The organism is Pseudomonas sp. LBUM1653, assembly GCF_059716115.1.
Genome location: NZ_CP166803.1, coordinates 3,560,320 through 3,573,292, shown reverse-complemented (window position 1 = coordinate 3,573,292; position 12,973 = coordinate 3,560,320). Strand labels below are relative to the sequence as shown.

The 12,973-nt window shown below is 60.4% G+C and carries 10 protein-coding genes; 9 read left to right on the top strand and 1 reads right to left on the bottom strand.

All coding sequences use genetic code 11. The annotated features are described in order from the left end of the window. The first annotated feature begins 1,009 nt into the window (after positions 1 to 1,009). Entirely contained in the window at positions 1,010 to 2,476 is a 1,467-nt protein-coding gene (tcuA, locus tag ACA054_RS16065) for an FAD-dependent tricarballylate dehydrogenase TcuA (RefSeq protein ID WP_497685112.1), read from the top strand. A 43-nt stretch (positions 2,477 to 2,519) separates the two neighbouring features. Then, positions 2,520 to 2,780, top strand: a complete 261-nt coding sequence (locus tag ACA054_RS16060) for a hypothetical protein (protein WP_497685111.1) — start codon at positions 2,520 to 2,522, stop codon at positions 2,778 to 2,780. Between the two features lie 32 nt (positions 2,781 to 2,812). Here the strand turns inward: ACA054_RS16060 and ACA054_RS16055 are convergent, their stop codons facing one another. Then, positions 2,813 to 3,628 (bottom strand): acid phosphatase, encoded by an 816-nt coding sequence (locus ACA054_RS16055; protein ID WP_497685110.1) that lies wholly within the window; start codon positions 3,626 to 3,628, stop codon positions 2,813 to 2,815. Between the two features lie 45 nt (positions 3,629 to 3,673). On the opposite strand from ACA054_RS16055, the gene ACA054_RS16050 reads away from it, so the two are divergent. From ACA054_RS16050 to ACA054_RS16020, 7 genes are all read left to right on the top strand, one after another. Further along, positions 3,674 to 3,886 (top strand): hypothetical protein, encoded by a 213-nt coding sequence (locus ACA054_RS16050; RefSeq protein WP_497685109.1) that lies wholly within the window; start codon positions 3,674 to 3,676, stop codon positions 3,884 to 3,886. A gap of 161 nt (positions 3,887 to 4,047) precedes the next feature. Then, a complete protein-coding gene (gene qhpR / locus ACA054_RS16045; protein WP_497685108.1) occupies positions 4,048 to 5,133 on the top strand; it encodes an AraC-like transcriptional regulator QhpR in 1,086 nt (361 codons plus the stop codon). Positions 5,134 to 5,324: 191 nt separating this feature from the next. Beyond that, positions 5,325 to 6,782, top strand: coding sequence for a flavin monoamine oxidase family protein (locus ACA054_RS16040; protein ID WP_497685107.1), 1,458 nt, complete (start codon positions 5,325 to 5,327; stop codon positions 6,780 to 6,782). 58 nt (positions 6,783 to 6,840) lie between these two features. Continuing rightward, on the top strand, positions 6,841 to 7,224 hold the full coding sequence (locus ACA054_RS16035) for a hypothetical protein (RefSeq protein ID WP_497685106.1): 384 nt from the start codon (positions 6,841 to 6,843) through the stop codon (positions 7,222 to 7,224). A 65-nt stretch (positions 7,225 to 7,289) separates the two neighbouring features. Further along, positions 7,290 to 8,654, top strand: coding sequence for a DUF1329 domain-containing protein (locus tag ACA054_RS16030; protein ID WP_497685105.1), 1,365 nt, complete (start codon positions 7,290 to 7,292; stop codon positions 8,652 to 8,654). A 30-nt stretch (positions 8,655 to 8,684) separates the two neighbouring features. Further along, positions 8,685 to 10,538, top strand: coding sequence for a DUF1302 domain-containing protein (locus ACA054_RS16025; protein WP_497685104.1), 1,854 nt, complete (start codon positions 8,685 to 8,687; stop codon positions 10,536 to 10,538). Between the two features lie 64 nt (positions 10,539 to 10,602). Then, the gene (locus ACA054_RS16020) at positions 10,603 to 12,963 is read left to right on the top strand and encodes an efflux RND transporter permease subunit (RefSeq protein ID WP_497685103.1); all 2,361 of its coding nucleotides are present in this window, start codon (positions 10,603 to 10,605) and stop codon (positions 12,961 to 12,963) included. Positions 12,964 to 12,973: the final 10 nt, after the last annotated feature.

Below are 12,973 nucleotides of genomic sequence, written 5' to 3'. Positions count from 1 at the left end.
TTATGGTTTCGCCCTTACGGCGAGTCACTTGGAAGAGCCCCAAGTAACCAAGGGCTCTTGCCCCTGACGTTCGGTGCCTCGCTGTGGCTCGCCATGCCCTCGCTCCGGTCCTGCTCCGTGGGCCCGCCGCGATGGGCCATTCATGGCCCAGCGCGGCTAAACCGGCATCCATGCCGGTTTACCCACTGCGCAGAACCTGCACTCGGCCTCTCGATGTGGCAAGAAGATCAAAAGCCAAAGCGAGGCGGCCTGACAGCCGACCTGATTTTTGCAACTGTACTCATCCCCCTGTGGGAGCGAGCCTGCTCGCGATTAACGTCCGGACAACGCGTTCATCCATACAGGGCGCGTTATCGTTGGCGACCATCGCGAGCAGGCTCGCTCCCACAGGGGGATCAGGTACAGCCGTAAAAGTCAGGCCGGCTGTCAGGCCGCCTCGCTTTGGCTTTGGATTTGGGCGCCCCGTTAAACCACGATGGCCGAACGCAGGCATTGCGTAGTGGGTAAACCGGCAGGACGCCGGTTTAGCCGCGCTGGGCCAGGGATGGCCCATCGCGGCGACCCACGGAGCAATGCCGGAGTGAGGGCATGCCGAGCCTAGGCGAGGCACCGAGTGGTGGGGCAAAGCCTTTTGGTTCCTTTTTGGTGTTTGAAAAAGGGACTCGCCGTAAGGGCGAAACCATAAGTGGCCGTTACCGCAGCAATGGATATATAGGCCAAAAAAATCCAGCAAAAAAAACGGCCCTCTCAGGCCGCATGCGCAGAACCTGCGCTCGGCCTCTCGAGGGGCAAGAAGATCAAAGCCAAAGCAAACGCTGCGATCGTTTGACTTTGCTTTTAAAAAAACAAGATCAAAGATCGCGACCGGTCAGCCCCGGCTGCTCCCCACGCACTCGATGCAGCGCATCACCTTGCGCATTTGGTGAAAAGCCTATTTGGCCGGGCAGGCTAATTCTTCTGCTGGGGTCTGTTGATAATCGGCTGGGAAGTTCACCGATCAGGAGCGGGTATGCAACCTTACGATGTCATCGTGCTGGGCAGCGGCAATGCCGGGCTTTGCGCAGCCCTCTCGGCTCGCGAACAAGGGGCGCGAGTGGCTTTGCTTGAACGCGCACCGAAAGATCAGCGGGGCGGTAATTCAGCGCACACCGGGGGCGCGTTTCGCGTGGCTTATCGGGGCGTTGAGGACTTGCGATGCCTGATGCCGGACTTGCTGGAGAGTGAAATCCAGAGCAGTGATTTCGGCGCTTATACCCAGGACGATTTTTTCGCTGAGTTGGCCTCCATGAGCCAATACCGCACCGACCCGCAGGTGTTGGACACTGTAGTGACCCAGAGCCTGGAGACCTTGCAGTGGATGACCGGCAAGGGGGTGCGCTTCATGCCTATCTATGGTCGTCAGGCTTTCAAGGTGGATGGCAAATTCCGCTTTTGGGGCGGCCTGACCGTCGAGGTTTCCGGGGGCGGCCTGGGGTTGGTCGATGCCCTGTTTCGCCGCGTGGAAAAAGACTCCGTTGAGGTTTTCTACGGCTGTCGGACCCAACGCATCAGCCGCGATCCTGACGGCATGTGGCAGTTGCACTGTGCGGACGGCAGCCAGTTTTGCGCTCGGGCCCTGGTCCTGGCAACGGGTGGTTTCCATGCCAACCTGCAATGGCGCACCCAGTACCTGGGCCCCGGATGGGACCTGGCCAAGGTTCGTGGGTCGCGCTATAACACCGGTGACGGAATCCGTATGGCCCTGGAGGCGGGCGCCGTGGCACACGGTAACTGGTCCGGTTGCCATGCCGTTTTCTATGACGTCAACGCCCCGCAAATGGGCGACTTGAATTGCCTCAACCAGCAAAAAAACTACTTCCACCTCGGCGTCGTGGTCAATGCGGACGGCAAGCGTTTCATCGACGAAGGTCAGGATTTTCGCAACTACACCTACTCCAGCATGGGCGCCAAGGTCATGGCGCAACCTGGAGGTGTGGCCTGGCAGATCTTCGACCAGCACAGCCACGAACTGCTGCCCGATGAGTATCGCGGGCGCCAGGTGACACGGATCCAGGCTGCGACCCTGCAGGGGCTGATCGAGCAGATGGAGGGCATCAACGGTCCCGCCGTTCTGCACACCCTCGAAACCTACAACGCAGCAGTGCAGCTCGATGTGCCGTTCAATCCCGCCGTTCGTGACGGTCGTTCGACTCAAGGACTGGAACTGCCCAAGTCAAACTGGGCCAACCCGTTGGATCGACCGCCCTTCGTGGCCTACGCGGTGACTTGCGGCATCACCTTCACGTTCGGTGGATTGAAGGTCAACAGCCAGGCCCAGGTGTTGGACGAAGAGGACCGACCGATCGACGGGCTTTATGCCGCGGGTGAGCTGGTGGGCAACCTTTACTACGTTAAATACGCGGGTGGGGCGGGCCTGACATCAGGTTCAGTGCTGGGACGCATCGCCGGCGCAGAGGCTGCTGCACAATGCCGTTGATGCACAGATGGTGCGTTGGGCCATGCGCCTTCCAAGGTGGCAAATGATCACCCGCCTGACGGTGCGGCGCAGGCTGCCAGGCGGATGTGTGCTTTTCTGGATGTTGTCGGTATTCATGCTGATTTTTTTTGAGGTGAGTGACGGACGAATCTCTCAGTGGATCTTTGAGGTCGACTTGTTCTTGCTTGAAGAAAACACAGCAGAATCTGAACCTGCTCCCGCGGCGGAGATTGTTAGCACCGATGCCTACCTTCAACAGTTTGAACAATGGGCAGGGACTCAATGGCTACCGCATAGTTACTGAGCATTGGTTTCCCGTTGTAGAGATGGGCGCCACTAAGGGTGAGTGGCGAGTGACTGTGCCTCTGCCTGGCAGTCACTTGGCGGCTTAAGACCTTTCGCGCGTACCGCAGCGAGTTCCCGCCTGGCGATATCCAGGTCGGCGAGGAATACCGGATCAGCGTGCAGACGGGCGACTGCGGCCGCGCCGATGAGCCGCCCCGCGTCGACGTCGCTCTGCCAGTGCACATTGCAAACCACCCGGCTTTGTCCATAGGCAAAACCCCGTGCCAGAAGGGCATCGGTACGTTCAGGCGCCATCTCGGACAGGATCAGCGCCCATGCCCAGCCGACGGCGCTGTGTCCGGAGGGGTAGGAGCCGTCTTTTTTCAAGGGTTCCGCGTCCGGGGCACAGATAGGCGCCTGATTCACCACCAAGGGCCGTGTGCGAACGTAAAAGTTCTTCGCTGCATAGGTTGCCAATCCAGCGTCCGTCAGCGAGCGACGCAAGAGTTGATACAGATAGGGTGTGTCTTCGCTGCTGACCGGGGCATTCAATGCACAGCTGAACGTCTGGGCGGCCTGCGGAAACCGCAAATCATTGTCGGCGGTTGCCAGCGCCCATCGCGGTGTCTCCCGTAAGGCGAGGGTGGCGCGAGAAATCGCCTGGTCACGCGCCATGTCTGCGGAATTCTGCTCGGGAGGGGCCGGAAGCAGTGCGCGGCTGTTGGGTAAGGATTCAGGCGACAGATACCCGGTCAACAGACCGGGGCGCAACTCTGGTACGGCTGCCGGTTGGGCAGGTGCATCGGCATACGCAGCAGCTACACAAAGTGCAAGACTGGTTCCCAGCCAAAAGGATCGGTGATTCACGGACTACCTCATTTATCGGGTGTGCAATAACCTGGAATTAGATGCTTGGAGCACGATCAATGCAGCGAGGCAAAATTCACCGAAGGTCTGAGGCAGGCGTATGGATTCACCGCCTGGCATTCATTCCGGGCCTGGCGTAGCGACTCCAGCGAAACGTCGTTAAAACGTGTGGTGACGACAGCTACCATTGCTGCTAATGAGGCGATGGCACACAGCATTATTATTATTTTCATCGGTTCACCTGCTCGAAAGCACTGAGTGATGGAACGTACTGTTGTGTCTTGACTTTATCGAGGCTGAAAACGACTTCACCCCCCTTGGTGGGGGGGCGACGATTGACTCAAAATCCCTGATAGATGCCTGGCCGAAGAGTCTTTGCAAAATGTTTCATGGCCTTTAGGATGACTTCAGGTTCGGCCATGTCATCGCGACGGGGCGGTGAGCCCTATAAGAACTACCTGCCCGGAAAAGGGCGTCACTCGGCGTTATCCAGCATGTCCAGACACAGTGCCCAGACCATCTTCGCCGAGAGCTTCTTCCGCGTGAATGCACAACTGTTCGCCCCGTTCCTGGCCGAGGCGGGCCTGGACGAACGTATTCTGCATGCCCCCGATGTAGAGATTCCCGCGGCGAATTATGTCGAGCTTTGGGAGATCCTCGGACGCAGGGTGGATGCGTCGATCGGCTTGCAAATCGGCATCCAGACCGTCAGCAGCGCCCTTGGCGCCTATGGTCAAACGATACGCAGTGCGCCGACCGTGCTCCTGGCACTGCGTTGCATGAGTCATTTTGCCGTGGTGTTTGCTCATGCCATTCGGGTGGATTTCGAAATCGACGGCGGGCAGGTCATCCTGTCTTACCAGTGCACCGACCCGAGCATCGTGCGGCGCCGCCAGGACTCCGAGTTCACGATCGGCTTCTTCCTCAGCCTGTTGCGCGAGATCACCGACAACCCGCGATTGACGCCGCAGCGGGCCGACTTCGAGCATGAAAGGCCGGCCGATTTGTCGTTACATCGAGACGTGCTTGCATGCCCGCTGCACTTCAAACAGCCGGACAATCGCCTGTATTTTCCGGTTGCTCTTTTGGACATGCCTGTACGCACCTCCGACCCACGCCTGTTCCAGGCACTGGAACCTTTCCTCGAACAGCAGCGACAGATCAGGGCACCGGTCAGCGATCTGCTCGCCCAACTCGCAAGCCATATCGCCAGCAGCCTGAGCAGCGGTGGGGCCAGCCTGGAAATGGTGGCGCAGAGCATGGGCCTGGGACCGCGCACACTGCAACGGCGTCTGGCCGAACACCAGGTGGAATTCAGGTTGCTGGTCGAGGATGTGCGCCGCTCGCTGGCCGAAGCCTATGTGGCGCAGGCCCAATACAGCCTGACAGAAGTCGCCTTGCTGCTCGGGTACGCCGAATGCAGCTCATTCAGCCGCGCCTTTCGTCGTTGGACCCAACTCTCTCCACAGCAATATCGCCTGCAAGCCCAGGCCAGCCACGCGTAATTTTTTTTGCGGCTGACGTCAGATGTCAACCGCCTTGACGCGCGCTGGCAAGCCCCTGCGCACCTCCACTGTTAGCTTCTGTCCCTGAGGTGGGCATGACCTGTCCCGGCTGGCTTCGTCTGGCTCGGCGGGGGTCGTTTCAGCTGTGCTGCATGCCCTCCATCGCTAACAAAAACACGAGGTGTGGGTGAATGGCAGAGCATGAGAGCGGCGCCAAGGGCGTCAGCCGTCGCAAGTTTTTGCACGGTGCCGGAGTGGGCGCGGTGGCTGTCGCCGGGGCAGGGGTCGTGACCCATGCCACCGCAGCGTCGGGCGATCACTGCAAGACCGCGGGTTGCGACTACGACGTGGTGGTGATCGGTGGTGGCTTCGCCGGTGTCACGGCGGCTCGCGACAGCCGCAAGAACGGCTACAAAACCCTGTTGCTGGAGGCGCGCGACCGCCTGGGCGGGCGCACCTTCACCTCCGAATTCGACGGCCACAAGGTCGAGATGGGTGGCACCTGGATTCACCAGACGCAGCCCTTTGTCTGGGCCGAGAAAGAACGCTATGGCCTTGAGGTGCTGGAGACGCCGGTCAGCGGCGTGGTGCTGGATAAAGAAGAGTATGTGGTCAAGGTCGGGGACACGACCCACACGCTGAGCGGCGAGCAGTTGTTGCCGCTGTATGAAGCCCTGGATGCCTTCTATACCGAGGCGCGCCAGGTCTGGGACCGCCCTTACGACGCTCAATACACCTGGAACGAAATCATCCGCCGTGACCAGCGGACCGCCCGGCAACGCCTGGATGAGCTCCAGCTCACCCCGATCCAACGGGTGGCAATCGACAGCTTCGTCGGCGCAACGGCCAATTCGCCATTGGATCAGGTGTCCTACGTCGACATGCTGCGTTACTGGGCGCTCTCAGGCTGGAACCTGCAGGGTTTCAACGACGCTGTCGTGCGTTACAAACTCAAGGACGGCACCGTCGCCCTGATCGACAAGATGATCGAAGACGGCAAGCCGCAAGTGCGCCTGTCGACCCCGGTCAAAAAGATCGAAGACAAGGGCGACCACACCGTGGTGACCACTCAGAAAGGCGAAAAAATCATCGCTGCCAGCGTCATCATCGCGCTGCCAATGAACGTCCTGCCAAACCTGGAATTTTCCCCAGCGCTGGATCCTGAGCTGATCGAAGCGGGCAAGCAGAGACACAGTGGCCAGGGGATCAAGTTCTACGTCAAGGCCAGGGGCGGATATACCAAGTCGGCGAAAGTCACTGCCATGGCCGACTCCAATTACCCGGTCAACCTGGTAATGGCGCACTACGTGAGCGACGACCACACCCTGTTCGTCGCTTTCGGCAACGATCCGGCCAAGGTCGATTTCCACGACATCCAGGCCGTCCAGTCGATTCTGGAGCCGCTCTTTCCAGGCATCCAGGTCGAAAGCACCCACGGCCACGAATGGACTCTCGACCCTTACAGCCTTGGCACCTACGCCAGCTACAAATCGCAATGGTTCGAGAAGTACTACGCGCACTTCCAGAAGGACAGCGGCCGAATTTTCTTCGGCCAGGGCGACCACGGTGAGGGCTGGCGCGGCTGCATTGACGGAGCGATCGCCGCTGGCGGCAAGGCAGCCATGCGAACCCGGAAGCTGCTGGGATGAAGGGCCGCTACGCAAATCCGGCCCTTACATGTTTCCTCAGTCAACAAGGACCCACGTCATGAGCATCACGATCTACACCAAACCCAAGTGCGTGCTGACCGTAGCTGTCGCTGCGGTGCTGCTGGTCGACCCAAGCCTGATCTTCCAATGGGTGGGCATGCCACTGGGGGCCGACGGCATGCTCCTTGGCCGTCTCCTCGGCGCTACGTACCTTGCTGTCGGTCTGGGCTTCTGGTTCATCCGCCGTCTCGAAGACCTGCCACGCCGCGACGCCCTGTTGCTGATCGGCTCCGATCTTGTGTGCGCCGGCATCATCGTTCACGCAGTCACGGCGGGTGCGATGAACCCGCTCGGCTGGGGCCTGGCAGCGGTCTACCTGGGTTCAGCCCTGGGTTTCGGCTGGTGCGCCAGCCGGGTTGCCGCCAGGCCAGTCTGCGCCTGAACCACGTTTCACCCCGGCGTCAGGCGCCGGGCGCTCCTGCACAATAATTACAATGGGAGAGTGACATGAATATTCAACTCAACAAGTCCTTGCTCGCCAGCGCCCTGGTTGCACTGTTCAGCGCTTGCGGCGCCCACGCGGCAACCCCGGCCGACCTGGGCAAGTTAGGCAACGAGCTGACGCCGTTCGGTGCAGAAAAAGCCGGCAATGCCAGCGGCAGCATTCCAGCCTGGAGCGGCGGACTCACCCAGGCACCGGCCGGTTGGAAGCCCGGCCACGGCGACCCTTACAGCGCTGACAAGCGGCTGTACTCCATCGATGCCAAGAACCTTGCGCAATATCAGGCACAGTTGCCTCCTGGTCAGGTGGAACTGATCAAGGCCTATCCGGGTTACCGCCTGGACGTCTACCCGACGCACCGCAGCTGTACCTTCCCGACCGAAATTGCCCAGCGCACCAAAGCATTCGCCGCACAGAGCAAGATCGGCAGCGACGGCTGGAACCTGGAGCAAGCGGCCGGCGCTGCGATTCCTTTCCCGGTACCGCAAAGTGGCATCGAGGTGATGTGGAACTACAAGCTGCGCTACATGGCCAAGGGGCGCCGCGCCCAGGTATCGATGCTGCTTCGCGAGAAGAGCGGTGAGCTGTCCGAGCTCAAGCAGTGGGCCAGCGAGTATTACCCCTACAACGATGCGGCGGTCAAAAGCCCGGTCGATGCCGGCGACTTCGAGGCGAAGATGCTCTACGACGTGCTGACACCGCCATCGCGCGCTGGCGAAATGTATCTGGTGCACGGCTACCTCGACAAACCGCAGGACTCCTGGATCTATTTCCCCGGCCAGCGCCGCGTGCGCCGTGCGCCATCCTTCGCTTACGACAATCCGATTGCCGGCACCGACAGCCTGTACTTCGTCGACCAGATCAACATGTTCACCGGGGCGATGGACCGTTATGACTTCAAGCTGATCGGCAAGAAGGAAATGATGGTGCCTTACAACTCCTACAAGCTGATCGACAAGAGCAACACGTACGAGAAGCTGATGGGACAGGACTACCTCAATCGCGATGCGCAACGTTATGAGCAGCACCGGGTCTGGGTGGTGGAAGCCACGGTGAAGGCGGACAAGCGCCATTCATTCGCCAAGCGCGTGTTTTTCGTCGACGAAGACAGCTGGGCGCTGTTGCACGTGGACATGTACGACGCCAAGGGCAATCTCTGGCGCGTGCAGGAAGGCAGCGTCTGGGCCAACCCGCAGACCCAGTCCTGCACCGGCTTCGAGTACGTGAGCTACGACCTCGTGGCACGACGCTACATCGCCGACGGCTTCACCCAAGAGGGCGAGGTGCTCGACCTGACCGCCGGACTCGAAGGCCGGGTCAGCGACAAACTGTTCAACTCCAACGAACTGCGCCGCAGCGGCGAACGTTAAGCAGCAGTCACTTCGCGTAAAGGTAGAGCTATGAACAACAATAAAAAAGGCGCGGCCCAAGCCGCGCCGGGCTTCGCGCGCGCAAAAAACAGTCTGGCCCTGGCAGTCATGGCCGCTTCAAGCCTGATGTGGATGGATGCCAGTCATGCCATGCGCTTTGGCTCAGAGGACGGCATTTCCGGCAGTTTCGACTCCACGCTGTCATACGGCTTCGCCACGCGCCTGCAATCGCCTGACTGCCATTTGCTCGGCGGTGACAGCGGCGGCTGCAACGACGGCACCAATACCGGGTTGGGGGAGTTCTACAACTTGAGCCGCGGCAACGGCTACGCCAATGCCGATATCAATTACACCAACTCCGACGACGGCGATCTGAACTACAACAAGCACGATGTGTTCTCCGAGGTGGTGAAGGGCACCCATGAGCTGAGCCTGAAGTTCGGTGATGGCTGGAGCGCTCTGGGTCGGGTCAGTTGGTCGAAAGACTTCAAGATGGATAACACCCGGCGTACCGAGCTCGATGACAATGCCGATCGTGAAGCCACCGAACGCATCGACCTGCTCGACCTGTGGGTGGCCAAGAGCTTCGATTTGGGCGAGATGCCGGCCAAGGTCAAGGTCGGCAACCAGGTGATCAGCTGGGGCGAAGAGATTTTCGTCACCGGCGGCATCAACCAGATCAATGCCCTCAACCTGACGAAATACCATACGCCCGGCACCCAATTGAAGGAGGTCTTCGTCCCGGCCCCCATGGCCTCGTTCAACCTGGGATTGAGTGAAAACCTGAACCTGGAGACCTATTACCAATTCAAGTGGAACGCCTACGGTATCGACCCGGTGGGCACCTACTATTCCAACTCCGACGTGGTGGGTGAGGGCAACCGGCCGATCTACTACTCGACCAGTACACTCGACGGCCTTCTCGGCGCCGGTACCTGTGCCTCGCTGACACCCACCGGTCGTTGCGGCGAGCCGTTGATCAGCGGCCTGGACGACGCCACGTTGGTCGCCAATGGCCTGGCGGTTCCGTTTGCCGGCGAGCGCTCGGCCAAGAACAGCGGCCAATATGGCGTCGCCCTGCGCTGGACGGTGGAGGAGATCGCCACCGAGTTCGGTTTCTTCTACCAGCGCTATCACGACAAACTGCCCTTCGTGGGATACACCGCTACTTCCAACCCGGATGGGCTGGTGGTCGACAACTACTTCTGGAACTACGGCGAAGACAAGAACCTGTACGGGTTGTCGCTCAATACCATGGCCGGTCCGGTGGCCGTTGGAGCGGAGTTGTCCTATCGGCCCAACGACAGCGTCGGCATCGACCCCACGGTGCCCTTTGGCCAGGCGTTCACCGGGGAGTTCAACAAGTTCAGTGTGTACGACACTGGCACCAACAAAGGCTTTGTCGAAGAGAAGAAATGGCAGGCTCACGTGAATGCTATCTACACCTTCTCGGCCAACGACCCGCTCGGGTTTATCCCGACCAGCCTGGGTGCTTCCGACGGTTTCCTGCTGACTGAGGCGGTAGTGACCCATTACCCGGACCTGGATACCTCGGGTGAGACGCCTTACTTCCTGCCGGATTATTCGCTGCCGGATAAAACCTCATGGGGTTACATCACCGAGCTGGGTATCAACTACCCGAACCTTTTTGACAGCGGGATTACCCTGACGCCGCAACTGGACTTCGCCCACGACGTACACGGCACCACGCCAAATGCCCTGCCTTTCGTCGAAGGTCGCAAGTCACTCACCAGTTCGTTGCTGTTCAACTACCGCGACCGCTGGAAGGGTGGTTTGCAATGGGTGCAGTACTGGGGAGGCGGGGATAACAACCTGATGGCTGACCGCGACTTCTTGAGCGGCAACATTTCCTACTCGTTCTGACGTCGTGGCTTCCCTCGGCCATGGGCTGAGGGAAGCTTATTCGCGTTTTTCAGGAAGGCTCATCATGCTGGCTTCTCTTGTGCTCGGTCTCGAGCGGTTGTTCTTTCGACGTCGTCTGTCGACCCTGGCGGTGCTGGCCCTGGTCACACTGGTCATGGCCGGTTTCGCCTCGCAGCTGCGCATGTCCGCCGGTTTCGACAAGCAGCTGCCCCAGCAGCACGAATTCATTCAGACCTTCAACAAGTACCGGGACGTGCTGTTCGGTGCCAACCGCGTCATCGTGGTGCTGCACGCCAAGAACGGCGACATCTGGAACACCCAGGCCATGACCCGGCTCTACGACCTGACCCAGACGCTGTTTTTCATGCCGGGCATCGACCGGCGCACGGTCACTTCGCTGTGGACCCCCAATACCCGCGCGGTGCAGATCACCGAGGAGGGCATGAAGGCCGAAGATGTGATCGGCGGTGACGTCACGGTCGGCACCCTTGATGAGCAGGCGATTGTTGGCATCCGTGATCGCACCATCGTCGGCGGCTTTGTCGGCAGCCTGGTGGCCAACGACTATTCGGGGGCCATGGTGGTGGCCGAGCTCGCCGACCCGGACCCGCAGACCGGCAAACGCCTGGACTACCTGGAATTCAGCAAACGCCTGGAAGACGATGTCCGCGCCAAGTTTGCAGACAGCGCCTATGACGTGCAGATCATCGGTTTCGCCAAGCAAATGGGTGACATCGGCGCCGGCGCGACGAGCGTCATGGGTTTCTTTGCGCTGGCTTTCCTGCTGACCCTGGCCGCGGTGTACTGGTACACCCGCTCCTGGGTGCTGACCTTTCTGCCGCTGTGCTGTTCGCTGGTGTCGGTGGTCTGGCAGTTCGGTACCATCACCTTGCTTGGCTTCGGCCTTGACCCACTGGCGATTCTGGTGCCGTTCCTGGTGTTCGCCGTCGGCGTGTCCCATGGCGTGCAACAGGTCAACTTCATCTCCAAGGAAGTGTGCAACGGTGCCGATGCAATGACCGCTGCTCGCCGCAGTTTCAGTGGTTTGCTGATCCCCGGCACCTTGGCGCTTATTACCGCCTTCGTTGGCTTTGCCACCCTGGTGCTGGTACCGATTCCAATGATTCGCGAACTGGCGATTACCGCCTCGGTCGGGGTCGCCTACAAGATCGTCACCAACCTGATCATGCTGCCGGTGCTGGCCAGCTTCTTCCATTTCGACCAGGCCTACGTCAACCGGGTCAAACACCTGCAAACCTGGCGCGATGGCGTCATGAGCAAACTCGGGCGCCTGGCCGAGACCCGCAATGCGGCGATCGGCTCGGTGTTGTGCCTGGTGCTGCTCGGCATCGCTGTCTGGCAGAGCCAGGGCCGGCATGTCGGCCACGTGTTACCGGGCGCGCCCGAACTGCACAGCGACTCGCGCTACAACCGGGACGTAGAAAGCGTGGTCGGTCATTTCGGCCTGGGGCTGGACCTGTTTACCGTGGTGGTGGAAACGCCGAAAAACGGTTGCTACCAGCATGAAGTCATGGCTTACGCCGACCGCCTGACCTGGTTCCTGGCCAACGTGCCGGGGGTGTTGTCGGCGCAATCGCTGCCGGCACTGACCAAGCTCTCGGCCTCGGGTGTCAACGAGGGCAACCCGAAATGGGCAGCGCTGCCGGTCGATGAACTGAGTATCGGCGAAGCCGTGCGCCAGGTGCCCGAGGTGCTGCGCCTGTACAACGCCGATTGTACGGTATTGCCGATCAACCTGTACCTGGTCGACCACAAGGCGACCACCCTGAAAACCGTGGTCGCAGCGGTGCAACAGTATCGGGCGCAACACCCCGTGCACGGCATCACGGTACGGCTTGCCAGTGGCAACGCCGGGGTGCAGGCGGCTACCAACGAAATCGTCGAATCCTGCGAGTTGCCGATGATGCTCTACGTCTACCTGACCATCGTGCTGTTGGTGTTGCTGGTCTACCGCGACTGGCGGGCGATGGTCGCCTGCTGTGTGCCGCTGACCCTGGCGACCTTCCTTGGCTATTGGTTCATGAAGACGCTGGACATCGGCCTGACGGTCGCGACCTTGCCGGTGATGGTGCTGGCCGTGGGCATCGGTGTGGATTACGCGTTCTACATCTACAACCGCCTGCAACTGCACCTGGCCGAAGGGCTGGACATCGTCACGGCGTTCAAGCTTGCCCTGCGCGAGGTGGGGGTGGCGACTATATTCACCGCCATCACCTTGTCCATCGGCGTGGCGACCTGGTTGTTCTCGGCCTTGAAATTCCAGGCCGACATGGGGTTGCTGCTGACCTTCATGTTCATGGTCAACATGCTGATGGCGATCACCCTGCTGCCGGCCATCGCCGTGATGCTGGACGTGCTGATTCCGCGACGGGGGCCTGTCCGTGCGCCTCTGATTGCGCATTGATGGGGGGATG

Excerpts from the sequence above, each read along its gene's own strand:
- tcuA (WP_497685112.1), top strand. The coding sequence starts at position 1,010 with ATGCAACCTTACGATGTCATCGTGCTGGGCAGCGGCAATGCCGGGCTT.
- ACA054_RS16060 (WP_497685111.1), top strand. The coding sequence starts at position 2,520 with ATGATCACCCGCCTGACGGTGCGGCGCAGGCTGCCAGGCGGATGTGTG.
- qhpR (WP_497685108.1), top strand. The coding sequence starts at position 4,048 with ATGTCATCGCGACGGGGCGGTGAGCCCTATAAGAACTACCTGCCCGGA.
- ACA054_RS16040 (WP_497685107.1), top strand. The coding sequence starts at position 5,325 with ATGGCAGAGCATGAGAGCGGCGCCAAGGGCGTCAGCCGTCGCAAGTTT.
- ACA054_RS16035 (WP_497685106.1), top strand. The coding sequence starts at position 6,841 with ATGAGCATCACGATCTACACCAAACCCAAGTGCGTGCTGACCGTAGCT.
- ACA054_RS16030 (WP_497685105.1), top strand. The coding sequence starts at position 7,290 with ATGAATATTCAACTCAACAAGTCCTTGCTCGCCAGCGCCCTGGTTGCA.
- ACA054_RS16025 (WP_497685104.1), top strand. The coding sequence starts at position 8,685 with ATGAACAACAATAAAAAAGGCGCGGCCCAAGCCGCGCCGGGCTTCGCG.
- ACA054_RS16020 (WP_497685103.1), top strand. The coding sequence starts at position 10,603 with ATGCTGGCTTCTCTTGTGCTCGGTCTCGAGCGGTTGTTCTTTCGACGT.